Source organism: Phaeodactylibacter sp., from assembly GCF_040219495.1.
Taxonomy (GTDB): Bacteria; Bacteroidota; Bacteroidia; order Chitinophagales; family Saprospiraceae; genus Phaeodactylibacter.
Map to the genome: position 1 here is coordinate 57,065 of NZ_JAVJSK010000016.1, position 26,945 is coordinate 84,009.

Sequence of the window (26,945 nt, forward strand, 5' to 3'; positions counted from 1 at the left end):
AGAATAGTGCCCAGCCCGTTAACGCTTTCGCTGCTTGCTTAACGTTCTGTTGACATTTACCGGAAAGCCGAGCTTTCAATTCTCAATTACGATTATTCTCCCTACTTTTGTTTGCGTACAAAACTATCCTCTCTTAAGCCAAAAAACGAACATGAGAAACCGAGTCGTTATTGAAAATGTACAGCCTGAAGTTGACCACGGCAGCTACTTTATCAAAAGAGTGCCTGGTGAACACATAGCGGTCACTGCTGATATCTTTGGCGATGGGCACGACCACATCCGTGCTTCCCTCCTCTACCGCCACGAAAGCCAAAAGCGTTGGACAGAAGTTCTGATGGAACCGGGCATCAATGATATTTGGACGGCTACCTTCCAAGTGAACGAAAAGGGCATGTACCATTATAAAATCACGGGCTGGGTTGACCACCTCCTGCACTGGTACGATGGGTTTCTCAAAAAGCAGGAAGCCGGCCAGGATATGCGGGTAGAACTGAAAATCGGTGCCGCCTTCTTACGAAAAACGGCTGAGCAGTACCCTAAATCCAAGGCAAAGGACCTGCAGAAAATGGCCGGGCAGCTGGAGGCAGAGGATCAATACGAAGCGGCTGTTCAGTTGGTGCTTAGCCCAGACTTTAAGCAAGTCGTGGAGTCTACGCCCATGAAGCAGTTTGAAACCATCTATGACCACAACCTGCGGGTCAGGGTAGGTTGGAAAAAGGAAATGTTCAGCACCTGGTACGAGCTTTTCCCGCGGTCAACGGCTCAGGAGCCTGGCCAGCATGGCACTTTCAAGGATGTGGAACGGCTATTGCCCCGGGTACAGGAGATGGGCTTTGACGTCCTCTACATGCCGCCGGTACACCCCATCGGCAAGATCAACCGCAAAGGCAAAAACAACAGCACCAATGCCCAACCCGGCGAGCCGGGCTCCCCCTGGGCCATCGGTAGCGATGAGGGCGGCCACAAAGCCATCCACCCCGGGCTGGGCACACAGGAAGACTACGAAGTGCTGATTGAGAAAGCTCGTGGTATGGGTATCGAAGTGGCGCTGGACCTGGCGTTTCAGTGCGCCCCGGACCATCCTTACATCAAGGAACATCCAGAGTGGTTTGCCTGGCGGCCCGACGGGACCATCGCTTACGCGGAAAACCCACCGAAGAAGTACCAGGATATTGTGCCCATCAACTTCGAAACCGAAGACTGGAAAAACCTTTGGGAAGAACTGAAAAGCGTGGTCATCCACTGGTGCGAAGCGGGGATCCGGATTTTCCGGGTAGACAACCCCCATACCAAGCCATTCCGCTTTTGGGAATGGTGCATTACAGAAGTGCAAAAGGAATACCCCGATACCATTTTCCTCGCCGAAGCCTTCACCCGCCCCAAAGTTATGGCAGAGCTGGCTAAAGTGGGCTTCAACCAGTCTTATACGTACTTCACCTGGCGCAATACCCGCAAGGAGCTGGAAGAATATATGACCGAACTGACCCGGACTGAGTCCCGGGAATACTTCCGGCCTAACTTCTGGCCCAATACGCCGGACATCCTGGCTTACGAGCTGATGAACGCCGGCCCGTCTACCTTTGCGAAGCGTTTCCTGTTGGCAGCAACGCTGTCTTCCAACTATGGCATGTACGGGCCTTCCTACGAGTTCATGGAGCACAGCCCTCATACCAATGGCAAAGAGGAGTACCTCAACTCTGAGAAGTATGAAACCCGCCACTACGACTGGAACCACCGCAACCGGCTTACGGAGCTAATCACGAAGGTCAACCACATCCGCAAGGAGCAACCGGCCTTGCAGGACACCTGGAATATCCATTTCACCCGCACCGACAATGAGTCACTGATGAGCTATGTCAAGCTCACAGGGGACAAGAGCAACATCATCTGGTGCGTCGTCAACCTTGATACCGATTACCGGCAGTCGGGTTTCGTGGAAGTGCCTAAGGCATTGCTGGGTGTAACCGGCAACGTCAACCTGCGGGTGACCGATCTGATGACCGGGCAAATCTACCATTGGTTCAATGACTGGAACTATGTGGAACTCAACCCCGATCAGCAGCAAGGGCATATCTTCAAAGTAGAACTGAACAACCGGCGATAGGCTATGCCTGAAATATTACAACTCAGTGGAGGGGATGCCTCTGACTACGTAGAGCACCTCGCCCGGTTGCGCATTGAGGTCTTCCGGGAATACCCCTACCTCTACGATGGTGATTTGGCCTACGAAGTCGCTTATGTGGATACTTTCCTTCAGGCCCGGCAAAACTTCATGGCGGTGGTGAAGGATGGGGATGCTGTGGTGGGTGCAAGTACCGGGCTACCGCTTGTAGAAGAGACCGACAACATCAAAGCCCCTTTCCTGGAAGCCGGATGGGACATCACTAAAATTTTCTACTTCGGGGAGTCCGTGCTTTTGCCGGCTTACCGGGGCCAGGGCATTGGCAAGCAGTTTTTGGAGCTGCGGGAGCAATTTGCCCGGCAGCAGGGCTTCTCCACGCTAACCTTTTGCGCGGTTGTCCGCCCCGATGACCACAAGATGCAGCCGGATGGCTATCGGCCGCTCGACCCGCTGTGGCGCAAGCAGGGGTTTCAGCCCGAAGATTTGCATTGCCTGATCAGCTGGCAGGAAGTAGGCGAAGCGGAAGAGTCCGCTAAGTCCCTCCAATTCTGGATTAAGCAGTTGTAAAAGCCGGGCTGCACAGACTGATTCATACCCGGATTTGAACCCTGCCGCTAAATGGGTGTACCTTGCTATAACTCAACTACACCTCAGTAATGAATAACCTGCTGTACTTTCGTTTAATGTGGGGAGCAGGTCTTTGTATACTGCTATCCCAGTGTACCCGGCCCGCCATCCTGCCTCAGCCCGTTGCTGCTTATTTCCCAGCCCCTACCCTCTTGCGGGAAGGGGTCGCCCAAAAGTACTACTTCCACTATCAGCGCCCCGGTCATTCAGAGACCTGGACCGATATCAATTACCTTTCCTACCAATGGAATGATGCTCAGGAGCTCGTTATTACCAACTACCGTACAGACCTGACGCCCAATCGGATGCGCAGAGTCACTTTTGAAGAAGGCCAAATGAAAACCCTGGAAGATGTGCAGTACAATGGAACAGACACCCTCCGGAAAACCCTGCTGCAACCGGTCATGCGCAACTGGCAGAGCGATACCGCCACTTCGGTAAAAACCAGTACGGAGGGCATATTCCTGGACCGCTCTGTAGAACGTCAATTGCAACGGAGAGACACCCTGGTGGAAAACCGCCCCGCCATCCTCTTCTCGGGCGTGTACGAATCCGTCCGTATTTCGGATAGCGATACGCTGCGGTTCTCGAGTGCCTTTTCGGAAATCTATGCGGAGGGGATCGGCCTGTATGGTCAGGCTTTCCAGTCAGACCGCTACCAGGGCAGCCTGGAACTCATTGAGCAAATGACCTTGCAGGAATTCAAACGACGTCAGCAGCACGGGCTAGAACGAGCCGCCTTTATCGATCCGGCTACGGTCCTGGGCTACCGGCCTGATTTCAAGCTTTGTACCCGCACCGAAGACATCATTGACTACTACAACCCCGACCCTGATATCCACTACCGGGGTGGCAAGTATGCGCTTTGGAAGGCGATAAAGCCACAGCTGAAAACGGAGCTGCTGAAGGGGGCATCCGGTTACCTGACCTTCCGGTTTGTTATCAACTGCGAGGGGGAGGCCGGGCGCTTCATCCTGGAGACGGCAGACCTGGACTTCCAACCGACCTCATTCCCGAAGGCAACTGTAGCCCATTTGGGTAAAATCACTGCCGGGCTTACCGACTGGCCACCGGTGCAACTCAGGGGCGAACCGGCTGACGCCTACGCTTACTTAACCTATAAAATCCAGGAGGGTGAACAAATTGAATTGCTTCCATAGCCTGGCTCTGTTGACCCTGCTCCTGCAGAGTTGCCAGCCGAAGCCTGTGTTGTACCAGAAAAACATTCCCGAGGCAAGCCGCAAAGCTTTGTCCCGGCAACTGGTTAGTGGCCATCAATTCCACTATCAGGGCACCGTAAGTGAAACCCTGCTGATGCAGGAAGCCTTGCTTTATGATTCGACCAATGCGGTCCCCTACCGCGAACTGGCAGCACCGGCCGTTAAACGGGGGCTCACCAAAGATTTCTACCGGTATTATCAGGGGGCTGTACGCCACGACCCGATAGAGTGGCAGGGCTGGAGGGGCTACCTGTACCTTTACTTCTACCACGATTACGAACGTGCCCTGGCTGATTTTCAGGCGCTGGATGCTCTGACGCCCAACTTCGTCGACTATCCGCAATCGACTTCCATACTGTTCATGAGCGGCATCTGCTACCTGCAACTGGAGGATTACGACCAGGCCATCCTGTTTTTTGACCGCCACATCAACGAGGAACTGAAAACCGTGGAAGAGGCCTACATCGGTACCGAGACGTTTTTGTTCAAAGGCATTGCACAGTATAAGCAAAAGGACTGGGCCGCCGCCAAAGCTACCTTCGAACGGGGGTTGCGCAATGCAGATGGGAAAAGCGCTGACCTTTGGTTTTGGCTGAGCCGGACAGAGGCTGAGCTGGGCAATCCGGAGGCAGCAAAAACTGCGGTGGCGAACGCCCAGCTGCAATTTGACCGCGGCTACTACCACGATCGTACTTATGTGGATGAGTTCTACCAGACTTACCGGGAACAACTGGAAGACTGGGCCGGTCATTTTGAATAAGAGCTTGTTGGACTTTCACACTTCGGGCGGCTCTTGCTAAAGCTACCGGGCAAACAGTTGCCGCAGTGCCTGTATGTCTTCCGGCCGGGTGCGGCAGCAACCGCCGATGAGCCCCGCCCCCGCCTGCAACCACGCTTCCGGCAGGGAACCAAATCCCTTTGGCACCCGATAGGACGGCAACCAGCATTGCTGTTCAGCGTCCCACCCTTCCCCGCTATTAGGGTATATCACGAGCGGTTTGGAGGTATGCCGGGCCAGATTGGCCAGCAGGGCCGTGCCCAGATGCGGTGGCACACAATTGAACCCAATCGCCACCACCTGAGGGTGGGCGCCCAGCAACTGGCCAGCTTCTGCCAGAGGTTGCCCTTCGCTTATGTGGGCAGCATCCTTTGCCGTGAAGCTAAACCAAGCCTGTGCTTCAGGGTACGCTTCCAGCATCTCCAGCAATACTTTTGCCTCCTGCAAGCTGGGCAGGGTTTCAAAAGCGAGCAGGTCGGGGGTTTCGGAGAGTAACCACTCTATTCTGGGCTGATGGAAATCCCGCAGAGCCTCGTCACTTAACCCGTACCGACCTCGGTATTCAGCCCCATCGGCCAGGTAGGCACCGTAAGGGCCAACCGATGCCGCAATCAGGGGCGTAGACATGCCGCTGCTTTCGGAGCAAAATAAGGTGCGGGCCTCTTTTGCCAGTTTTACACTACGCCGTAAGAGCGCCTCTGCCTCCGTAGCGCTGTACCCTGCCTGCAGAAAACCTGGTAAAGTCGCCTGGTAACTGGCTGTAATGGCCACGTCTGCTCCCGCCCTGAAATAATCCAGGTGAACCTCCCGGATGAGCTCCGGCTGCGCTTTCAGGATATGTGCCGACCACAGCCCTCCGGACAAGTCTGCCCCGCGGTGCTCCAGTTCGGTGGCAAGTGCTCCATCCAAAAGGAGTGGTAAAGCCCGGTTTAATAGTCGTTGCATTCGTAATGGTTTTGATAAAAGCCAGCATGAGAGGTGCTTATAAGGCCTTCTTGCTGTTTGGCGCTAGACTACGAAGTAGATGCAAAGCGGATTTCCAGAACTGTAAAACGTAAAAAACCGCCGGCAAAATCATTGCCGGCGGTATTACAATATTTGAAGGAAAACGTGGTGTTCGAGTTTGAAACTACCCGAATATCATGCTTACAACCCCTCGAGGGCAAGCATGATATCGGATAGGGACGCCGCTTCGGGCGTTATACTAATGGTCAGATTCTCCATAATGGTTACGGTCTTTTCTTCCAGGAAGTACATCCCTTCTTCTCCTTCCGCAATCACAATAATTTTGGCGGGTTCGCCTGAAGGCAGGCCATCCCGACAGCAATCCGGGCGGAGCGCATTCTCCTGTTCAAAGGGAATCGTCGTTAGCCCGTTGTAATCGCGCAGAGCGATGAAAGCAACCGTATTTTTAGCATCGAAGCTGTAAGGCAGGTTGAGGCAAACCTCAGCAGTGCCTTGCTCATCAGACAGGTAACTACCGCATTTCAGGTACCCTAATTCGGGGCTGGAATATTCAAACCCCGGAACAAGCTGCCCGGACTCCGGGTCTTCCAGTTCGACGGAGCGTACGGGAGCTTCGCCCAGGCTATACTCTACCCACTCCAGGGTCTCATCCTCTGCCAATTTGCCTGTGAAAAGGCGCATCCGTGAATTGTAACGGGCGGTAGCCATCTGAATACGGATCATCTCATCCTGCTTCAGCCGAAGCGCTTGCCCGGCTTGCTCCACCTCGATGAAGACCGTACCTGCTGATTCGATGATGCCATCAGCAGTGGCGGTGGTGATCCGATTGCGCAATAAATCTTCTTTGCTGTAAAGCTCAAGCACTTTTGCCTGAACTGTTCCCGATGCTTCTGATCCATCCGGGAACAGAAAAGCATTGGGAGGAACAATTACCCGGCCGTAGCCGGGCAATGTGATCAGTTTCTCTTGCGATGCGTCCCAACTAACCAAAATTGGACTGGATTGTACCGCCTCAAAGAAACGGTTGATATTGCCGGAAGTAAGCTCTAGGGGCTGGAATTGATCAACTTCTTCCACGCACCCTGTCAGTAGCACCGCAATTCCAAAGTATGTAAAAAGCCTTCTCATTCAGTATAGAGATTTGTCTAAACCTCCGGTATTTTCCGGCAATTGGATTGTATGTATATTTGCTAGACCCGGTAAGTTGCCTGTGCGTTGCCTGACCTCAAACTTTTTTTTACTTTCGGTTGATTGTATTATCCATTTCACACCAAATGCCCATGCAAGAGAAGCTATCCTGCCCCGAATGCCGGTCGCCCGTAGCCGCAGACCAGATCAATATCAACCTGCTGCTGGCCAAATGCAGCAAGTGCGGTATGGTATTTAGTTTTGAAGATCGGGTGGCGGCAGTGGTGCCGTCTGCACCGGCTATGCCCCCCCGCCCTCGGGTGAAGGACCGGGGCTATATCCCTATGCCGCCCGGCATTGAAGCACAGGCGATGCTCAGCGAGCTCAACATCCAAATCAGGTGGCGCAACCGGGTACAGGGCTTCCTTGTCTTTTTTACAATTCTCTGGAATATTTTCGTATTCCCTTTCGCCATATTTGCCTTTTTGATCGGAGAGCTTCAGATACTTTTGTTCATGAGCCTGCATTTGTCCGTTGGCGTGTGGCTACTCTATACGCTTGTTGCCAACCTGGTCAATAAAACGACCATTCAGGCCACCAATCAAAAGCTGATTGTCGAGCATGCCCCCCTTCCCATCCCTTTCCGGGGCAATCAGGAGGCAGACACTCGTGACATCCGGCAATTGTACGTAGAAGAGTACGTCGCAAGTACCACCAACGGCCGCCCAAACATTCGGTATGCCCTTTCTGCCCGTATGCATTCCGGGCAACGGCTGGAGTTGATAAAAGGGCTGAAAAACCCGGAGGAAGGCCTGTATATTGAGCAGCAAATTGAACGTTTCCTGGATATTGAAGACCAGGCAGAGGCCAAAGAAATTTAGCTCCTCGTCTATTAAGGCTTTACAAGCTCCCGGATTTTACTTACTTTCTAAGTCCAAATGCTAAAAAAACTGCTATGAGCCTGAAAGATGATCTGAAAAAACTGCTGTTTGGGGCCAAGTCTGCCGCCCGTTCAGTAGGCCGCAAGGCAGAAGAACAAGGCACTAAACTGGGTGAAGAACTCAGCGAACAATCCAAAGATTACTACCAGAAAGCCAAGCGACGTATGGAAGAACTAGATGATGAATACCGCCCAAAAGTGAAAAAGAAAGCTCAGGAGGCCCGGGGCTTTGCCGAAGAATTAGTCAACGAAGCCTTCAAAAGTGCGGAAACACCTGAGACCGAACCCGAAGTAACGCATACCAATACTACTATGGACGACAACAAGAAAAACGAAAAGCTACAGGAAGACGAGCCTTCCTTCGAAGATATTTTCTCCGGTAAAACCACGCCTCCGGAAAAGGAGCCTCAATCAAAAGAGAAAGATCCGGGGCAGCGGTCAAAGGTTGACGAGTTCGGCGAGGAGTTTTCGCGGGTAGCCGGGGAAGCAGGCCGCAAAGCAGCTGATCTCTCTGAGCGCGTTGGCAAGCGGGTCCTCGATACCAGCGACAAAGTCAACGAACGCCTCTTCGAAGAAGGCGAAAAGCTCTGGGATAAAGCCAAAGAGAAAGGCAGCACTTTCATGGACCGCTTTGAGGGCCTGGTCGATAAAGCCAATGAGGAAGCGAAGAAAGAATCTATGGACGACCTCACAGAGCAGGCCAAAAAGATGGATGAAGAACTCGAGCGCCGGGTGAAAGAACGCGGGCAACGCTCTAACGCGGAAAACCTGGAACGGGACCGCAAAAAAGAACCCCTCGGTGGCATGGACAGCTTCTTCGATAAGGCCGAACGGTATGTCTCCGGGGATTACGCCGATGAAGGCCAATCTGATAAAGACCTGACCATCCGCAAAGACCCTGATTATAAACCTAAGAAGAACACCGGCAAAGTCAAAGGTTTTGATGACCTCGACGGGGACGGGGACGAAATCATCGATGACGCTATTCTTGATGATGGCGATGACAAATAAACGCTAAACATGCAGGCAACTGCCAGGCCCGACTGGGAACGGCTGCGCGCTGAACCCGGCCCTGAACTCAAAATATTCAACGTCCGCTTCGACTACATGCGCAATCCGCGGAATAAAGCCGTGGAGCGCATGGTGGTCCTCGAATCTCCGGATGCCGCTAATGTCGTAGCCCGCAGAGCCTCCGACGGTAGTATACTCTTTGTAGAGCAATACCGCTTTGGCATCGGGCGGTACACCCTGGAGCTGCCCGGAGGCATGGTAGACACCGGAGAGGCACAAGAGATAGCCGCCCGCAGGGAGTTGCTGGAAGAAGCCGGTGCCACTGCGCAGTCCTGGCACTTTCTGGGCAAAATCCCATCCAACCCCGTTTTTCAGGACAGCTATATTTTCCATTGGCTGGCAGAAGATGTCCGCCTCGTGCAGCAGCCCACCCTTGATGCAGGGGAGGATGTGTACCTGCAGTGGCTACCCGAAGCAGAGGTACGGGAACGCCTCTACAGTGGGCAATTCGAGCACCCGCATACCGTCAATGCCCTCCTGCTCTTCTTTCATCATCTCCAAAATAGCTGACTATGCACTCCAATGACTTTACCGCAGCCCGGGCGCTTGTTTTTGATGCCTATGGGACTTTGTTCGATGTGCGCAGTATCGATCAGGCGCTGAAGGCAGCGTTTGGCTCAAAAGCCAGCCATATAGCGCCTGTTTGGCGGCAAAAGCAACTGGAGTACACCTGGCTCCGTACCCTGATGGAGCAGTATAAAGATTTTTATGCGCTCACGGAGGATGCTTTGGTATACGCCCTGCAGGCTACCGGCACAACCGCCAAACTGGGGCAAATCCGCAAAGTGATGAGCGCTTATTATGACCTTTCTGTATTCCCCGATGCCCTCGAAGCCCTGCCCATACTTGCTCAGCACTACCGCCTCGCCATTCTTTCCAATGCCAACCCTTCTCTTCTGGAACGCGCCTGTGTGCACAGAGGTATTGACACCTACTTTGAACACCTCATTAGTGCAGATACCATTCAGGCTTATAAGCCCGTGCCCGCCGTTTACAGACTGGCCGCAAAGCGCCTGCAGCTTCAACCCGGTCAAATCGGCTTCGTGTCCGCCAATACCTGGGATATTGCAGGTGCCGCATCAGCCGGGCTTTCCACGGCATGGCTCAACCGCAGCGGAGGTGTACCTGAAATCCTCGGCCATACGCCCGGGCAAATCGTACAGTCCGTCCTTCAACTGACACCATAAAAAAAGCCACCGGTTACTGCAAATGCAGCACCGGCAGCTTCAGAAACCTGATACCTTAATTCTTAGAGCACCGCCGCTTACCTTCAGTGTGCGACCTGAAGAGGTAGGCGCCACATATTATCTTTATCGACCACCACCATCCAATACATGCCATTCGGCAAATCAGCGGTGGGCACTTTTATTTGCTGGAAGCCCGCAACCAGTTCTGCTTCATGGAACCACAAGCGGGCACCATCGGCTTTGAAGAGGCTGAATTGTACCCGCGCCTCAGCCGGTTGCGTCCATTCCAGTGTCGCCATGTGGCTGGCCGGGTTAGGATAGACTGATGGCGGTACTACTGCGGGCATTTCCTGACTTGCCGCATGGTATCGTTGCGACTGCGCTACAGGATCGTTTTTGCCCGCTTGTAAAGGATCGACACCCGTAGAAGGGTCCTGAGTGGCAATAATCAGCGTATAATCTTCCGTTTCCCCCCAGACGTAATCCTCGCAGGGATCAAGGTTCGGTGCGTAGCTCATGATCACCCGCATACGGGTCTGGCCAGGAGTGGCAGATGCCGGAATCGCGAAGCTGCCGCCATTTTGGAATGGATAATTATTCCGGGTATAGACTTCTTCGCCGGGGTCATTGAAATCTCCGTCTATGTTAAAATCTACGTACACGCCCCAGTTTTCGGGTATAGACGAACCGTTGAAGCCCGGCGTCAGGGTAAAGTCCACGTTTTCCCCAATGATAGCGGTGTGCTGCATGGACAGGAAGCTGCCATAGCCCCCGTTATTGCCGGAGTTGTTGTTGATATCGCCAATTTGTACACTTGAAATCCACTCCATAACCGAGCTCGTAGCTGCCGCGCTGCAATAGATGAGCGGTTCAACAACATTCACCGTGTACTCTTCCACTTCACCGTAGGCTACATTGGCACAAGGTTGAGGCGGACTGCCATACTTCATCGATACACGCATGGTATAGGAGCCCTCATCAATGGTTGCCGGCAGCTCCATGAAGCCAGTCACGCTGCTATTAGAAGGGCCGGAAGTAAACAACAATTCATTCGGATCGGAATAATCGCCGTCCTGATCGAAATCAATCCAAACCCGCCAGTATTCGTTAAAGGCGAAGGCCGCGTAGCCTGGCGTGAGCACAAACGGATTTGTGGTGCCAGACTCCAGAGTAATAAGCAGGGCCGGATCACCTTTAAAATCGCCCAGCCCACCGTCATTGCCGCTTTGGTTCACAAACGCGCCAAAGGCCACTTGCTCAATCCACTCGTACTGTGTAGAGTTGCCCCGGGAATTGCAGGGAGACGGCGCTTCATTCTCGATGATAAAGGACAGGTTGATAGAGCACCCATTCGCATCGGCAACAGTCACCTGATAGCTGCCCGCTCCGAGGTTGCTGGAAGAAGCCGAGGAAAGGCCATTGCTCCATGCGTAATTATAAGGCGGTGTGCCACCATTGGTGTTAATAACTGCGCTGCCATTAGAACTTACACTGGCACCTGTGGTAGATACGCTCGCGTTGAGTACTGAAGGCTGTTGCACGACAATATTGGCAGAGGCCTGGCACCCCAGTACATCTACTACCGTCAGGCTGTAGCCACCAGGAGAGACATTCTCCAGTGTCGTGGTAGTTGCGCCCGTATTCCAAAGGTACTGCCCGTAATTGCCGGAGCCACCGGAAACGGTAGGCACCACACTGCCATCGCTGCCCCCATTGCAGGAGACATCCTGTGCCGTAAGTGACACCTCCAACTCGTTAATCTTTTTCACTTCCGTGGAAGCCACTACTGTACAACCATTCTGATCGGTGACGGTCACCTGATATACGTTCGGATTCAGGCCGGAAATGATATTGGTAGTCCCGCCATTATTCCAAGCGTAGGTATAACTACCCGTGCCACCGGTTACGGACACTGAAGCAACGCCATTGGCAGCGCCCGTGCACGTTGCATCCGTTGAGGTCGCCTGAGCGTTAAGAGCCACCGGAGCTGTGAGGCTGATGGTGCTCGAAGTTTGGCAGCCATTCTGATCCGTGACGGTAACAGAATAGGCACCTGCACCTAAACCACTCTGGCTCTGACCGGTACTGCCATTGCTCCATTCAAAAGTATAGGGTGATTGCCCGCCGTTGACGATGAGGGTCAGTGCGCCATCATTAGCCCCTGCACAATCCGGATTGTTGCGGATGAAGCTCAGGGTGATCGAAGTGGTCTGCGGTACATTAACCGAAGCTATTTCCAGACAACCATTGGCATCAGTAACGGACACCGTATAACCGCCAGGCAACAACCCGGAAACCGTTGCGGCAGTTGCCCCATTGCTCCACAGGTAAGTGTACGGAGGCGCGCCACCATTAGCATCAACGGTTGCTGAAGCACTACCTCCGGAGCAGCTGGCTGCGGCCGCAGAGGTAGTAAGTGTGATAGAAGAAGCCGTTTGTACAATGCTTTGCTCAACCGCGCTACAGCCATTCATGTCCGTTACCGTGAGCATATAAACCCCGGGTTGCAGCCCTGTAGCAACAGAGCCCTGAGCGCCGTTGCTCCAGCTATAGGTGTACGGTTGCGCGCCACCGGTAACCGTTGCGGTGATGCTTCCTTCTCCGTTGTTATTGCAAGGTACGTTGGTTGCGCTTAACCCTACATCAAGGGGCTGGGCAGCACCAACAATTGCGTTTTGCGCTACGGAGCAGCCGTTGGAGTCGGTGATTGTCACCGAATAGTTGCCCGGGCTTAGGCTGTGGATGGAGAGATTGTTCGAACCATTACTCCACTGCACACTGTAGTTTCCTGTGCCACCCCCGATAAATTGAATAGAGGCACTGCCATCGTTGTTGCCAAAACAAGATACTGGTGTGGAAGCGATTTGTGTAGTGACCGGGCTTGGGCTCGTCAGTGCCGTTGAAGCTTGGGTGGTACACCCTTTGTTGTTCGTCACCGTGACGGCATAAAAGCCGGTGGCAAGACCGGTGACATAAGACCCGGTGCTGCCGTTGCTCCAGGTGTAGGCATAGTCTACTTCCAGCCCTTCGCTTACGGATACGCTAATGATACCGTCTGCCACACCACTACAGCTGGGCTGTACAGTATTAAAAGTAACCTGCAGAGGGTTTGGCTGTGTGATGGCCACCATCTGTGTGACGCTCTGAGCTCCATCCGACACCGTAACGATATAGGTACCGGCGCTAAGGTTGCTGATTGTTGGGCCTGACAATCCGTTATTCCAGGCGTAAGTGTAAGTACCGCTACCACCGGCAGCAATTACGGTAGCACTGCCGTTACTGCCGCCGTGGCAAGAAACCGCATTCACGCCAGTCACCTGAACGGTCAGGTCGTTGCCACCGGTGGGGTCGAGGCAGAAAGGTGTCACCTCCTGACTTCCAAATTGCCCGCCGTTGGCCAAAAGTACGCCATTTTCATTCCTGACTTCGTAAGAGCCGTTTCCATTAGAACCACAGCACATCCCATCGCTGTAAGTGTCCTTAATGACAAATTCAAAGCATCCGTAAGGGAGGCACTCAGTCACTGTAAGGGAGGACATCGGCCCCTGCTCGATATAAGGCCCGCCGGACGCGATCACGTTACCTGAATTATCACGAATTTGCCAACTCGTTTCCTGAGGCCGCAAATCAAAGTTCAGTGTGATTTCAACATCCGTCTGACAGGCAAAGAAAGTGTGGGGTTCAGCTTTGGTACGCCGCCCGAATCCGCTACCGGCAATACCTGCTTCCACAGCATACCAGCCTTCTGCTCCTGAAGGTGCGGCCATTTCGAAGCTCGTGCCACTTGTGGCCCCTTGCAATTCCATAAACTTACTACCTAAGCGGTATACTCTGTAGGTATTAGCACCATTGACCGGGCTCCAGGTGAGCCGCACCTGATTACCGGGGATGGTGCTGACCTGGAAATTAGGCTGGCCAATAATAGATAGGTTACCGTCCGTTCCGCTGATTTGTCCACCCCGGCGCACACGTACCTGCACAGTACCACTGGCAATATTAGGTACATTCCAGTTGAAATGCCGGCGGCTGCCCAGGATACTGCTGGCAATCGTATTCCAGGAGTTACCACCGTTGGTGGAATAGTCGAGTGCGAAAGACCCGTTTGTACCGTAAGCATCCCAACGGATCGTAGTAGGCTCGCCGGGCACAAGGCCGTCTCCCGCCTGTGGGTAAACCAGCTTGACATCATTGTACAGAAAAGTGTAAACCACCACGTAGTCTTGTGTTTGACTAGGCACGAGGTAGCCGTCAACCTTAACGGTGTATGTTCCGGAAGCAGGGTCTACGATACTGACCTGCTCCATATTATTCAGCCGGTCTACACCATTATAGGCAGGCTTGGTAATACTGTCGATATGGGGCACGGTACTAAGCTTCCAGGGATGCCGGACCTGCCCTGCCGGCGTTGCTACAGAAAGGTCCAGATCATTGACCAGGGCTTTCGCCGCAACGGGGGAGCCTTCGGCATCGGTCCAGTAGATCATGATGCGGACCTCCTTCACGTTCACCGGCACAAAGATGTCGTGCGTATTGGAGCTACCATCTGATACGGTAGTCTCATAGTACTGTTGGTTTTCGATTACTTCCAGAGCACGGCCTGCGTGTACCCGGCCCCAGCCAAAGTCGAAGTCTGGTCCGGGGCGCCCCAGGTCATCGGCTGTATTGAGCAAAGTGCCTTTAAGCAGTGCTGCAGTTGGGTCTTGATTGTGCAGGCTACGGAAGGCATGCACCAAAGACGCGGCCGTACCCGCCAGGCTTGGAGAAGCCGCAGAGGTGCCACCGCCGGGCCCGTAACCGTTGTCAGGGCGGGTAGAGTAATTGCCCTGCCCGTGGGCGCTCAGGTCAGGTTTGATCCGACCGTCAATGGCAGGGCCGCGGCTACTCGAAGCGACGCGGTTGTCATCGTAAAACAGGTTAGCAACCGCAAAAACATTCTTGCCTACTTTGCGCCCCCCGGTAATGTTGCCGTAGCGGAAGTTATTCAGCACCAGCGATCCGTAAATTGGGCTGCAAGCTGAAGATGCGCTATTACCCGCTGAGAAAAAGTGCAACAGATAACCATTATCATACACCTGCTTGTCGATGTCGCGGGAAGTAGAAGTATAGAGCCCCCCGCATCCTTCACCAAAGGAAGAAGAGGTGACCACAAAGCCCTCGCTGGCTTGTAAGGCCGGTGCCGCACTGATATGCGGATAGCCGGAAATATCGTAGAGTTTTAGAGAAGCACCCGGTGCCGCACCTATGCCAAGGGGGTCAATATTACCGGCTCCACCGGCAAGCCCCAGCGTCATATCTCCGTGAGTACCAAAGTTGGTATTGGTCAGATCTTCTAACCGTCCACGGAAATCTTCGTGGCTGACACCGCCATCATCACCAATAAGAATATAGACGCCTTCACCATCGTACTGCAAGCCCGGGCCGGTGCTCAGGAGGTTAAGACGGTGGGACGTACGCCCCACAAAACCTTCACGCACGGGCGGGGCCTCCGGAAGATCGACATACTGTATAGCCGGGTGGCGGGCGATGCTGAGCAGGCTGTCTTCAGGTATGGTAAGGGAAAGCTCTGTTGGCAGTGTATCCAACGGAGCATACCCAAGATCCTCGAGCGCGGCTTTCAGTGAAGCCTTTGTGACACTGGGCCAGGGGCTGATGACTACGTTAAGCTCCCCGTTGTTGTAAGCATAAGCAGGGAAGTTATTCCCAGACAATTGTGCAGGGAGCTTAAAACTTCCATCGTAAGGTGCAAGTGCACGCGCCTGCAGCTCGGCAAAATTGACCGTCTCCGGCACCTTGGCCAAATAAGCGTAGTTGGGAATATAAGCAAACAACTCCACCCCATCTTGCTCAAGGACTTGCAGCGCCCCAGCATCTGGAATCGCATCAAACTGTATGATAATGTAGTAATTGCCTTCGTAGAGGAATTCAGCGAATAAAGAGTCGCTTTCTGAACTCGGCAGGGCAAAAGCATCAGAGGGGACCGATCCGGACTGAAAACTTACGCCGTAGTCTTGGGACGCCAGGGGCGAAACTCCAACTAAAAATAGTAGAATGATGAACAGTAAAGTACATCTCATGTCCTGTCTGTGTTTTTGTCTGGGCGGTACAACTTACCCTTGATCAAAACAAGCGTAAGTGACCTTTAATTTGGTTCTTGTGCACTAATCAAGAGGGCTATTCGCGACACAGCGAATCCCTCATCGTGGACTAGGCTGACCAACCATAAGTTAATTCAGCCCAACCTCAATGGATGCCCACAGGGTATACCGGTAGGTTGTTCCGTATTTGCAAAAATTGTGTGAAGTTCCGTGTTTGCTGACAATAGTCCTGTAAACCTAAAAAGGGGGAGAATTCAGCTTGGCATTTTATGAGGAGGAACAAAGCGGTTTCAGCTTTATTCTTTGCCTTACAAAGTTATGGGAATATTACTTATAAGTCAAACCTTCAATCAGTTTTAATTGTGACATAGTCAATATATTGACAAAAATTGAATATTTTTTATTTTTTTTGGTTCCACGGGCTCTTACCTGACCACAATGCCCTTCAGGTACACCTGCTGCCCAGTCCGGACCAGTAACTGATAAAGCCCGGGGGTAACCGCGTCAAGGTTAAGTTTGAACTGTTGCAGCCCCTTGTGGCCGTCCTGATGGTTTCGGACCACAACCCGGCCCAACCCATCGTAGAGGACTGCTTCAATGGGTCCGTCAAACTCTTGGGCAATGGCATAATTTAACACCTGTCCAGCGGGTATTGGCCACACTTTTAGTGTACCGGCGTTTTCAGGAATTCCGGCCCGTACCTGAACGGGCAATGGTGAATTGCCTGCACTCCTGAACCCGGGCGGTGGTGCAATCATGAACTGATAGTCTTCCACCTCTCCCCAGGAGAAATTACTGCAGGGATTGAGCACCGCATTCCATCGCATATTGATGCGTACAGACAAAGGCCCCGGTGTTGCCGACTCCGGTATCTCAATGTTGCCGAGCACCGGGCCTACTGCCGGACCAGACTGAAAGACCAACTCATTATCGTGATTGAAAATACCATCCCGGTTGAAATCAGCCCAAATGCTCCAAAATTCTACCATCGGCGATCCACTGTAGCCCGGTATGAGCGTTATTGGTACCACCTCGCCGGCACTTGCTGTCAGCGACAGGCTCGTATAGTCCCCATACCCCTCATCGTTTCCGGACTCATTTATCCAGGTGTTTGTTTGTACAGCTTCAATCCACTCCTGAGACGTACTCTGCCCTGATGACGCGCAGTAAGCAACCGGCCCGGTCACCCTCAGGCGGTAATCTTCGGTCTCCCCGTATAGGTAAACCCCGCAGGCGCCCGGCGGAGCAAGGAAGCTCTGACTGATGCGCATGACTTTCAAGCCAGGCGTGGTTTCTGAAGGCAGCTGAAACAGGAAGGACAGTGAATCCGTGGTTTGCTGGCCAGAGTGGAAGCGCTGCTCGCCCTCATCCTCAAAGTCGCCATCTTCGTTGAGGTCAATCCATACCCGCCAATAGACGGGCAACGTGCCACTTTGGAAGCCAGCGTAAAGCGACATAGTGTAAGGCTGCCCTGCCCGTACAGAGATCAGCAGCTCATCCGCCCCCTCAAAGGAAACATAGGGCTCTTGGTTCTGCCCGGTATACCGATGAGCGGTGTCGATCCGGACCGCATCAATCCAATTGTAAGCATTGGTAGTGACCTCGGGAGTGCAATGCGCTGGCGCCTCCGACGAGACCTCCTCACTCAAGATCCGCTGACAGCCATTGGCATCCGTTATGGTGAGCTGGTACACCTCGCTTTCGTTAATGGATAAAGAAGAGGCCGTAGACCCATCCGACCATTGGAAGCTATACGGTGGCACGCCTCCAAAAACGGAGACTTCGAGGTGGCTAAGCGTGTCCGTGTAGGTGATATCCGCACCAATGGGCGTGGGCCCTTCCAGCTCAATGTGGCCAGTTGCCGAGCACCCTAGCCCATCCGTTACTGTCAGCTGATAATTGCCAGTCTCCAGTCCGGTAGCAGTTGGAAAGGTGCTGCCGTTGCTCCATGCGTACTGATAAGGTGGGTACCCCCCTACTACCGAAACGAAAGCCGCTCCGTTCTGCGCATCCGCACAAGTGGGCGCATCTCCCGCCAGGTAAAGTGCCAGCGGGCTCGCATCTAAAACCTGTGCTGTGGTAGAGACCATACAGCCTTTACTATCGTATACCGTAACGGCATAACTGCCAGCGGGTATTTGGAGGAGCTCCTTGCCGGTCTCCCCGTTGCTCCATTGGAATTGATAAGGGGCTGTTCCTCCGGATACCATGGCGTTCACCATACCATTCCCTATTGAGCCACAACCGGAATCTTCAGTAGCAATCATTACGCTTAATGGTGCGGGGTCAGATATGATAACACTCGACATTACGCTGGTGACTTGGTCAGAAATGGTCACCTCGTAAGTCCCTGCTAACAGGCCTGTAATTTGTTGTGTCGTGCCTCCGTTGCTCCAGCTGAAGGAGTAGTTGCCCGCACCCCCACTCGGGTATGCAACGGCCCAGCCATCTTCTGCACCGTTGCAGCTGACTGTTTCTGCCGCTGTAGCGAAAGCCTGTAAGGTAGGCTGATTGGACTCCATGCAGAAGAAAGCAATACCATTGCCACCGAAGTGGCTACCTTCAGCCAGTAGATGTCCCTGATGATTATACAGCTCATATTTGCCTGCTCCGTCCTCGCAGCAGAGGCCGTCATTACCACTATCCTGTACCGAAAGGGTAAAGCAACCGTCGGGCAGGCAAAGCGGAACTTCCACCACCTCGCCCGCCATGTAACCCGGATAGGGTCCGGCAATCACCATTTCCTGACCGGCTTCATCCACGAGCGACCAGGTGGTTTCCTCTGGCTTATCGTCCAGGTGCAATTTCAGCAGCGCCTGATTGTTACAAACAGTTTGCCGGTAGAAGTGGGCGCGGGCCCGGGGGCCGGGGATGTTATTCTCCATGATGGCACGAATGCTAAACCAGTTGCCGGTACCCTGAGGAATAGGGAATTCAAAGGAGACTTCGCTGGTGCTCCCCAGTAGCTCCATATACTGTTCGCCCAATGCAAAAACTTCATAACTGACCGCCCCTTCCACCGGAGCCCAATGCATGGTCGCCTTTTGAATACCAGATTGCTCGATATAAAACCCTGGCTTAGCCAAAACGGTGAACACCTCTGAAGTAACGGCTTCCTGGCTATTGCTCAACCTGATTTGAAAAGAACCGTGCAGAGACGCTGGCACCTGCCAATTGTGCAACCAACTGTGGCCGGAGAGGCCTGATGCAAACGTTGTCCAGCCTGAGGAACCTACCCTGCGGTAAGCCAGCGTGTAAGGCCCGGTTGCCCCTCCTTTGTCCCAGACCACTTTCAGCGGGCTGCCGGGTGCTACTGCCGACTGGGCAACGGGGTGGCGGATTGCCAATCCTGATTCCTCAAAGCGGTAGACGATTTCAGCAGACTGTGGGCCTTCCGGCACCAAGTGCCCTTTCACCTTTACAGTATAGGTGCCCGGAGTAGGGTTAGCAATCACCACTTGTTCTACATTATTCAGCCGGTCAATGCCTGGCTTGGCATTTGCGGTCAGGCTGTCGGGGTGCGGAAAACTGGAAAGCACCAAGGGGTAATACAATTGCCCCTCCGGCCCCAGCACCCGAAGATCCAAGTCATTCACCAATGCTTTTGCTGCGATGGGAGCGCCAGCGATATCGTGCCAGACCAACATGATCTTTGCTGTTTCCGTATTGCCGGGTATCTGAATCGTAAAGGTACGTTCTGCACTATGAGATAGCTTGGTTGAGTAATATTGACCGCTCACAATCATTTCCGTAGCGGCTTCGGCATCAGCTAACCCCCAGCCGTGCTGGAAATCGGGGCCGGGGCGCCCTAAATCTCTGGCCCCATTCAACAACGCCGCTTTGAGCAATGCAGATGGGGGGTCCTCCCCACTGTGGAGCCCGCGGTAGGCCTCTGTCAGCTGAGCCAGGATACCAGCTACAGCTGGTGCAGCAGCGGAGGTTCCGCCTGCCTTAATATAGCTGTTACCGGGTCCATTGGCCACTGCATTTTCTCCTACAGCCACAATATCAGGCTTCAGGCGGCCATCTTCCGCCGGGCCAACGCTGCTGCTCTGCGCCAGAATGCCGTCGGTATCTACATTCCCTACCGTAATAGCGTTCTTGGCAGCCTTGCGCCCGCCGGTGATGTTGGCGAAGGGGCTGACGAGGTCGAAATCGAGCAGCGCATAAACTTCACTGCAGGTACCTCCCCCTTCATTGCCTGCCGAAAAGCAGTGCATGAACACAGGATGCTGATGCATCTGATCATCAAGCTCAGCTGCTTTTGAATTGTAAAACCCACCACAGCCGTCTCCATAAGAAGTAGAAGTGATGGTGACTTTATGCTGGTAATAATTTTCAACGGCGGCACTATGGTGCAGGTAGTCCAAAATAAAACTAAGGTGTATTTTTGCAGCTGGTGCCAGCCCCTGAGCTTCAGGCAGCAGGTTGCCAGCGCCCGCGGCAATACTGGTGGTCATTTCGCCATGGCTGGTCCCAAAATCATCGCTCAGGTCCAGAATCAACCGGTTCTGCAGGTCTTTGTGGTAAACATTGCCATCATCTGCGATACCGATGACTACCTGTGCTCCGGTGAACGCACTTTCTCCATTATTGTGCAAAACAGGAGCGCCCATGACCGCACCATTTTGTAAGCCTTCTGGCTGGGGGGCAGCTTCAGCGGCTTCTATCAACCATACGCCAGGGTGACTGGCCAAGGTGCGGATATCCGCTATGCTTACTGCACCTTTCAGGTACTGGGTACTGACCTTGTCTATTTTGAAAGAGGGGGGCAGGGAAGGGAGCAAAGCCTCTGCGTTAAGGCCCGGCATTGGCAGTACGGTGATGTCCATGAGTCCGCGGCCGCCCTTTTGGTTAATCTGTGCCGCACAGTTGCTCGTCAACTTGAAGGTGCCCAGCATAGGCAGAAGGGTAGGAAAAGGCAGGTCTGTTGGTGAGAACCGGGCCGGTAGCGCTACCAAAAAGGAACGCTCGGGCAAAAACTGCAGAAAACGCAGCCCTTTCGCCTCCCAGGCTTTACGCTCAGTCGCCGTGGGCAGCTCCTGAAACTGTACAATGAAGTAAGTCTCGCCCTGAAAAGCGTAATCTTGCCAGGCTTGCTCCTGACGTGCGCGGTGGCTGAGTGCGGCTACAGCTTCTGTAGAAAGTGAAGCAGACTGTAGCCGAAGGGGCGCCGTTTCCTGGGCTTGGCAAAGGATACTAACGAGTAGCGGGAATACTAGTAATAGTATACTATTTCTCATGTTTTTGTGCAGTTACCAGTGCTTTCTTAATGGCATAGAAAGCCTGACTCACAGGAGGGGTCTGTCCTGTAAGGTTGGGTCGTCTTCAATAATTTTTAAGTGCTACGTGGGCTTAGAGCTTGTTGGGATTTTACACTTCGGGCTACTCTTGCCAAATTTTGTCCTGCTCTTTGTTGTTCTCCCGCCTGCCATAGTCTTGTACGGCGGACAGGTCGGTCACGTAGCTAAGGCTATATTCCCTCATCACGCCTTAATCAGAACAAAATTTGGCTGCGTTCGCTCCAAAAGCAAAATCCCAACAAGCTCTTAGCAAACAAGTCCAACAAGACAGAATTTGAAAAAACTCGCCTTGGCGGACTGTAACGTCAGTTTGGGGGGATAAGCTCTCTCATGGATTATTTAGTTTTTGTGCAAAGGGAAGTTTCCCTTACCCTCCTGCTGTTTGGATAATAGTATTAAAATCGCTTAGTGCTGTGTTGGGAAGGCGTGCCTGTTTAGGAACTTTCTATGGGGAAGAAACTCGCACCGTATAGCATGGCTACACGATAATGCATTTGCAAATATATTAAAAATATAAATATTGATCTAGCTCACCGAGAGTTTCTTGCTTAAAAGCCGCTCTCGGAAAGCTTTACCCCATTGTTTTTCAAAGCATTACGACTGAAATAAAAAAATTAATCCTGCGAAATTTCTACGCCTGACGAATTGTTTTCCTGTTGTACGTTCTTAACGAGCCGACCTACAGTAAGCCCCTGAACGATAATGGAGAAAACAACTACAATATAAGTTATGGTCAATATCGGTGTTCTGCTCATATGCTCAGAAAGTGACAGGGCAAGTGCTATAGAAATACCGCCACGCAGGCCGCCCCAGGTCATAATCAGGTTGGTTTTAGGGAAGAAATCCAGCCGGTTTCGAAATAACGCGATAGGGGTAGCCAGAGCCATAGCACGGCACAACAAAACCAGGGGGATCGCAATCAGCCCGGCAATTAAGTACTGAGGAACGAACTGCAGAATAACAATTTCCAAGCCAATAAGGACAAACAGAACAGCATTAAACAAGACATCCATCAGCTCCCAGAACTTGTCGACATAACGCTCCGTTTGTTCAGACATGGAGGAAGTACGAAAGCGCTTGTGCCCCACCATCAACCCGGCGACGACCATAGCCAAAGGTCCGGAAAAATGCAGGCTCGCCGCCAACAGATACCCTCCCATTACCATAGCCAATGTGACTAAAACTTCGACCTCGTAATCGTCAATAGTCCGCATCATGTAGTAGCAAACATAACCCAGTACAAGCCCCAGAGTAATGCCTCCACCGACTTCTTCCAGGAATAGGAAAGCTACTTCTCCTGCTTCAAAGTGCCCGGCGCCCGATTGCACCAATTGATAAATGCTGATAAATACGACGACGCCAATACCATCATTAAATAAGCTTTCGCCCACTATCTTGGTCTCCAGGTCTTTGGGCACGCCTGCTTGCTTCAAAATCCCCAAAACGGCAATCGGGTCAGTGGGGGAAATTAGCGCACCGAACAGCAGACAGTGCAGGAAGGGAATCGTAATACCAATCGCATTAAACAAAAAGAAAGAAAGCGCCCCCACCAGAAAAGTGGACGTGACTACACCGAGAGTAGCAAAGAGCAATATGGGCCAGCGCATACTTTTAAGGGAATTAAAATCGACATGCAAGGCTCCTGCAAAAAGCAGAAAGCTCAACATACCCTCCATAAGGACTTTATGGAAATCAATCTGCTCCACGAGGCTCTTCTCCAACTCAAATAATGCCGGATAAAACTGACTGACAGCCATCGTTAGCAGGGAGAACCCCAGAGAAATGATCATCAGCCCGATAGTGACAGGCAATTTCAGGAAACGGACATTGATGTAGCCAAATATAGCGGCTACAACAATCAGGATGGTAAGGATCGTAAACAGGTCCATGGTTTTTTCGTTTTGGATAGCTAAAAAATGCTGGCAGCAAAGATAGCGTTCCATCCTCACTTTGTGCCTGCCCTAAAAAGAAAACCCGGTACACTATTAATCTTGATGCGTCGGGCCAGTACAGTGCGAAAAATGCGCTATTTTCAACCGCGCTTTGTCAACTTATCGCTCACCGCGTGTAATTAGTATGTTAGGCGGCCGCTCCCGGAGCGGGTCGCAAGACCGTCTGAAAAAAATCACCCTACCACCCTGTTTGGCTGGAATCCCAAAACGACTTACTTTGTAAGCTATTCAACATCAACGCACAATAAAATGAAAAAAGCACTTCCCCTGCTCCTGGCTTTTACCACATTACTCTTGGTATCTCCCATGCAGGCTCAAAAAAAGCAGAAAGATGAAAAAGAAAAACACTACCTGGAAACCGCAGCTCTCAGTGGCCTGAAATTCCGCAACATAGGTCCGGCGCTGACTTCCGGCCGGATTTCCGACTTTGCGGTGCACCCAGACAACCGGGCCGTTTATTACGTAGCCACCTCCTCCGGCGGCGTTTGGAAAACGGAGAATGCAGGCACCACCTACGAGCCCATATTCGACAGTCAGGGCTCCTACTCCATCGGCTGCATCACCCTCGACCCCAATAACCCGAGCGTAGTCTGGGTAGGCACTGGTGAAAACAACAACCAACGCTCCGTAGCCTACGGCGATGGCGTCTACAAATCGGAAGACGGTGGCAAGAGCTGGCAGCACATGGGGCTAAAAGAATCCGAGCACATCGGTAAAATCATCGTCGACCCCCGTGATTCCCGTACCGTTTACGTAGCTGCTATCGGCCCGCTCTGGAGCAGCGGTGGAGAACGGGGCGTGTATAAATCTACAGATGGAGGAGAACACTGGGCGCTCATCCTGGAGCTGGACGAGCACACCGGCGCAACCGACCTGATCATGGACCCACGCAATCCGGATATACTTTATGCAGCAGCCCTGCAGCGGCGCCGGCACGTCTTCACCTACGTAGGCGGTGGCCCGGGCAGCGGCATCTACAAAACTACAGACGGCGGGCAAAACTGGAGCAAAGCCAATAAAGGGCTGCCTTCCGGTGATATCGGCCGTATCGGGCTGGCGATTTCACCGGCCAATCCGGAATACCTCTACGCGATGGTTGAGGCGACCGACAAAGGCAGCGGTTTCTACCGCTCAGATAACCGGGGCGCAAGCTGGTCTAAAAAAGACGACTACTACACCCGCGGGAATTACTACTCTGAAATTGTAGCCCACCCCACTGATCCGGAGATGGTCTTCGCCATGGATACCTACATGCACTACACCAACGACGGCGGCAATACCTTTCAGCGCGTGGGCGAGCCCAACAAGCACGTCGACAACCACTGCATGTGGATAGACCCGGAGCAGCCTGAATACTACCTCGTAGGCTGCGACGGCGGCATTTACGAAAGCTTCGACGCCGGTAAAACCTGGAACTACAAGCCCAACCTGCCCGTCACACAGTTTTACAAAGTAGAAGTCGACAACGACCTGCCCTTCTACAACGTCTACGGGGGCACACAGGACAACTTCAGCCTGGGCGGGCCTGCCCGTACCCGCAACAGCACTGGCATCACCAATGGCGACTGGTTTGTCACCCACGGGGGCGACGGTTTTGAATCGGCTATCGACCCGGAAAACCCCGACATCGTCTACGCACAGTCGCAGTACGGCGTGCTGGTACGCTACGACCGGGCGAGCGGAGAGGAAATGGGCATTCAGCCCAAGCCCGGTAAAGGGGAGAATGCTTTTCGCTGGAACTGGGATGCGCCACTGATGATTTCCCACCATAAGCCCACCCGACTCTACTTTGCTGCCAATAAGCTGTTCCGTAGTGACGACCGCGGCGATTCCTGGACTACCCTGGGCGATGACCTGACCCGTCAGCTCGACCGCAACACCCTGCCGGTCATGGGCCGCATTCAAAGTATTGATGCAGTAGCGAAGAATGCCAGTACTTCACCCTACGGCACTATCGTTGCCTTCTCAGAGAGCCCGCTCAATGAGCAGTTGCTCTATGTAGGTACCGACGACGGGCTGATCCAAATCTCAGAAGACGGCGGACAAAACTGGGCCAAAGTTGATGTCAACAACATCAAAGGCGCGCCTGAGCGTACCTACGTCAATGCGTTGCTCGCCTCTCAGTACGATGAAAACGTGGTATATGCCGCCTTCAATCACCACAAGTACGGGGACTTCAAGCCTTACGTCTTCAAAAGCACCGATAAGGGTCGCACCTGGACGTCCATCAGCAATAACCTGCCTGAGCGTGGCTCTGCTTACAGCCTGGCCGAAGACCATGTGGATGCGGATTTACTCTTTGTCGGCACCGAATTCAGCTGTTTCTTCAGCCCGGACGGTGGAATGCACTGGAAAAAACTGGGCGCCGGCCTGCCGACTATTGCGGTACGGGACATCGCCATCCAAAAACGGGAGAATGACCTCGTGTTAGCCACCTTTGGCCGTGGCTTCTACGTGCTGGATGACTACTCGCCTTTACGGCAAATCAGTGAAGAGCAGCTGGAGGCAGACGCCCACATTTTCCCCATTAAGGACGGGCTCGTCTATATTGAGCGTGACCCGCTGGGCTACTCCGGGCGTGGCTTTCAGGGAGCCAGTTATTACATGGCTGAGAATCCGCCCATCGGCGCTACCTTCACCTACTACATCAAGGAAAGTGCAGAGACGCTGAAAGCTAAGCGCCAAAAGGACGAAAAAGAAAAGATTAAAGAAGGCGAGCCCATCCGCTACCCCACCTACGAGGAACTAAAGGCAGAGCGGGAAGAGGAGGATGCCTATCTGCTGTTTGCCATCATGGACGCCAAAACAAAGGAAGTAAAGCGGCAACTCAAGGCCTCCGTCAGCAAAGGGGTGCACCGCCTTACCTGGGACGGCCGAATGCCGGATGTATCGCCCATCCGCCGCCCCGGCTCCCCCAATGATGACTCCGGCGTTATGGCTGCACCCGGTGACTATCTCATTGCCCTTTATCAGGTGAAAGGCAGTGAACAAACCGAGCTGGTTGAACCGCAACCGTTTAAACTGAAAAGCCTGGGCGGTGTCACCCTACCCGCTGAGCCTCGGGAGGAGCTCCTCAACTTCCAGGCGGAAGTACAGGAGACCAACCGCCGCCTCAACGGGGCAACCACACGCCTGAGCGAAACCGAAGAAAGACTGGAAGCTATCCGCCACGCCCTCTTTCTCACTCCGGATGCAGACGAGGCCCTCCGCACCCGCGTACTGAAGGCCGGGCAGGAACTCCAAGCCCTGCAAACGGAGCTGAACGGAGACCGTATCGCCTCCGAGCTCGATCAGGGTGCGCCCATGGGCATCATGGACCGCCTCGGCTGGCTGACTTACGAGATGTGGGGCTCTACCTCTGCGCCTACGCAAACACAGCGCGATGCCCTCGCGATTGTAAAGGAAGAGGCACAGCCTATCCTCAAACGTATGCGGCAACTGACTGAGGTGGAAGTCAAAGCTATCGAGAAAGCACTGGAAGAAGCTGGCGCGCCGTATACGCCTCAGCGGCCGATTGGGGCAGGGGAATAATCCTCTACTTTCATCAGGACGAAAG

At 53.2% G+C, this 26,945-nt stretch carries 14 protein-coding genes; 9 read left to right on the plus strand and 5 right to left on the minus strand.

All coding sequences use genetic code 11. The features are described 5' to 3' along the window. The first annotated feature begins 151 nt into the window (after nt 1-151). The 4 genes from RIC19_RS02945 to RIC19_RS02960 all read left to right on the plus strand — a co-directional run bounded on the left by RIC19_RS02945 (nt 152) and on the right by RIC19_RS02960 (nt 4,729). On the plus strand, nt 152-2,104 hold the full coding sequence (locus RIC19_RS02945; RefSeq protein WP_350176666.1) for an alpha-1,4-glucan--maltose-1-phosphate maltosyltransferase: 1,953 nt from the start codon (nt 152-154) through the stop codon (nt 2,102-2,104). 3 nt (nt 2,105-2,107) lie between these two features. After that, the gene (locus tag RIC19_RS02950) at nt 2,108-2,689 is read left to right on the plus strand and encodes a GNAT family N-acetyltransferase (protein WP_350176668.1); all 582 of its coding nucleotides are present in this window, start codon (nt 2,108-2,110) and stop codon (nt 2,687-2,689) included. 89 nt (nt 2,690-2,778) lie between these two features. Then, nucleotides 2,779-3,909, plus strand: a complete 1,131-nt coding sequence (locus tag RIC19_RS02955) for a hypothetical protein (RefSeq protein ID WP_350176670.1) — start codon at nt 2,779-2,781, stop codon at nt 3,907-3,909. Continuing rightward, on the plus strand, nt 3,884-4,729 hold the full coding sequence (locus RIC19_RS02960) for a tetratricopeptide repeat protein (protein ID WP_350176672.1): 846 nt from the start codon (nt 3,884-3,886) through the stop codon (nt 4,727-4,729). Before RIC19_RS02955 ends, RIC19_RS02960 begins: the two co-directional genes overlap by 26 nt. Before the next feature lie 42 nt (nt 4,730-4,771). On the opposite strand, the gene mmuM is transcribed toward RIC19_RS02960, so the two are convergent. Together mmuM and RIC19_RS02970 are read right to left on the minus strand one after the other, a co-directional pair. Continuing rightward, a complete protein-coding gene (gene mmuM, locus RIC19_RS02965; RefSeq protein WP_350176674.1) occupies nt 4,772-5,692 on the minus strand; it encodes a homocysteine S-methyltransferase in 921 nt (306 codons plus the stop codon). A gap of 201 nt (nt 5,693-5,893) precedes the next feature. After that, nucleotides 5,894-6,841 carry a hypothetical protein gene (locus RIC19_RS02970; protein WP_350176676.1) on the minus strand — a complete coding sequence of 316 codons (948 nt, stop codon included), beginning with the start codon at nt 6,839-6,841 and terminating at the stop codon, nt 5,894-5,896. Nucleotides 6,842-6,993: 152 nt separating this feature from the next. Between RIC19_RS02970 and RIC19_RS02975 the strand changes: the two genes are divergently transcribed. The 4 genes from RIC19_RS02975 to RIC19_RS02990 all read left to right on the plus strand — a co-directional run bounded on the left by RIC19_RS02975 (nt 6,994) and on the right by RIC19_RS02990 (nt 10,039). Further along, complete coding sequence (locus RIC19_RS02975) at nt 6,994-7,722, plus strand: zinc ribbon domain-containing protein (RefSeq protein ID WP_350176678.1); 729 nt, start codon at nt 6,994-6,996, stop codon at nt 7,720-7,722. A 74-nt stretch (nt 7,723-7,796) separates the two neighbouring features. Continuing rightward, the gene (locus tag RIC19_RS02980) at nt 7,797-8,792 is read left to right on the plus strand and encodes a hypothetical protein (RefSeq protein WP_350176680.1); all 996 of its coding nucleotides are present in this window, start codon (nt 7,797-7,799) and stop codon (nt 8,790-8,792) included. A gap of 9 nt (nt 8,793-8,801) precedes the next feature. Then, nucleotides 8,802-9,362: an NUDIX hydrolase gene (locus RIC19_RS02985; protein WP_350176682.1), complete on the plus strand. Its 561-nt coding sequence runs from the start codon at nt 8,802-8,804 to the stop codon at nt 9,360-9,362. Between the two features lie 2 nt (nt 9,363-9,364). Further along, nucleotides 9,365-10,039, plus strand: coding sequence for a haloacid dehalogenase type II (locus RIC19_RS02990; protein WP_350176683.1), 675 nt, complete (start codon nt 9,365-9,367; stop codon nt 10,037-10,039). Between the two features lie 83 nt (nt 10,040-10,122). Here RIC19_RS02990 and RIC19_RS02995 read toward each other — a convergent pair whose 3' ends face one another. The 3 genes from RIC19_RS02995 to RIC19_RS03005 all read right to left on the minus strand — a co-directional run bounded on the left by RIC19_RS02995 (nt 10,123) and on the right by RIC19_RS03005 (nt 23,326). Then, nucleotides 10,123-16,113: a GEVED domain-containing protein gene (locus tag RIC19_RS02995; protein WP_350176685.1), complete on the minus strand. Its 5,991-nt coding sequence runs from the start codon at nt 16,111-16,113 to the stop codon at nt 10,123-10,125. Nucleotides 16,114-16,559: 446 nt separating this feature from the next. After that, on the minus strand, nt 16,560-21,377 hold the full coding sequence (locus tag RIC19_RS03000) for a GEVED domain-containing protein (RefSeq protein ID WP_350176687.1): 4,818 nt from the start codon (nt 21,375-21,377) through the stop codon (nt 16,560-16,562). 674 nt (nt 21,378-22,051) lie between these two features. Beyond that, nucleotides 22,052-23,326: a cation:proton antiporter gene (locus RIC19_RS03005; protein WP_350176689.1), complete on the minus strand. Its 1,275-nt coding sequence runs from the start codon at nt 23,324-23,326 to the stop codon at nt 22,052-22,054. A 312-nt stretch (nt 23,327-23,638) separates the two neighbouring features. Here RIC19_RS03005 and RIC19_RS03010 point away from each other — a divergent pair, with 312 nt between their 5' ends. Continuing rightward, nucleotides 23,639-26,920 carry a VPS10 domain-containing protein gene (locus RIC19_RS03010; protein WP_350176691.1) on the plus strand — a complete coding sequence of 1,094 codons (3,282 nt, stop codon included), beginning with the start codon at nt 23,639-23,641 and terminating at the stop codon, nt 26,918-26,920. Nucleotides 26,921-26,945 lie beyond the last annotated feature (25 nt).

Coding starts and splice junctions, on each gene's coding strand:
- RIC19_RS02945 (WP_350176666.1), top strand. CDS start 152: ATGAGAAACCGAGTCGTTATTGAAAATGTACAGCCTGAAGTTGACCAC.
- RIC19_RS02950 (WP_350176668.1), top strand. CDS start 2,108: ATGCCTGAAATATTACAACTCAGTGGAGGGGATGCCTCTGACTACGTA.
- RIC19_RS02955 (WP_350176670.1), top strand. CDS start 2,779: ATGAATAACCTGCTGTACTTTCGTTTAATGTGGGGAGCAGGTCTTTGT.
- mmuM (WP_350176674.1), bottom strand. CDS start 5,692: ATGCAACGACTATTAAACCGGGCTTTACCACTCCTTTTGGATGGAGCA.
- RIC19_RS02970 (WP_350176676.1), bottom strand. CDS start 6,841: ATGAGAAGGCTTTTTACATACTTTGGAATTGCGGTGCTACTGACAGGG.
- RIC19_RS02975 (WP_350176678.1), top strand. CDS start 6,994: ATGCAAGAGAAGCTATCCTGCCCCGAATGCCGGTCGCCCGTAGCCGCA.
- RIC19_RS02980 (WP_350176680.1), top strand. CDS start 7,797: ATGAGCCTGAAAGATGATCTGAAAAAACTGCTGTTTGGGGCCAAGTCT.
- RIC19_RS02985 (WP_350176682.1), top strand. CDS start 8,802: ATGCAGGCAACTGCCAGGCCCGACTGGGAACGGCTGCGCGCTGAACCC.
- RIC19_RS02990 (WP_350176683.1), top strand. CDS start 9,365: ATGCACTCCAATGACTTTACCGCAGCCCGGGCGCTTGTTTTTGATGCC.
- RIC19_RS02995 (WP_350176685.1), bottom strand. CDS start 16,113: ATGAGATGTACTTTACTGTTCATCATTCTACTATTTTTAGTTGGAGTT.
- RIC19_RS03000 (WP_350176687.1), bottom strand. CDS start 21,377: ATGAGAAATAGTATACTATTACTAGTATTCCCGCTACTCGTTAGTATC.
- RIC19_RS03005 (WP_350176689.1), bottom strand. CDS start 23,326: ATGGACCTGTTTACGATCCTTACCATCCTGATTGTTGTAGCCGCTATA.
- RIC19_RS03010 (WP_350176691.1), top strand. CDS start 23,639: ATGAAAAAAGCACTTCCCCTGCTCCTGGCTTTTACCACATTACTCTTG.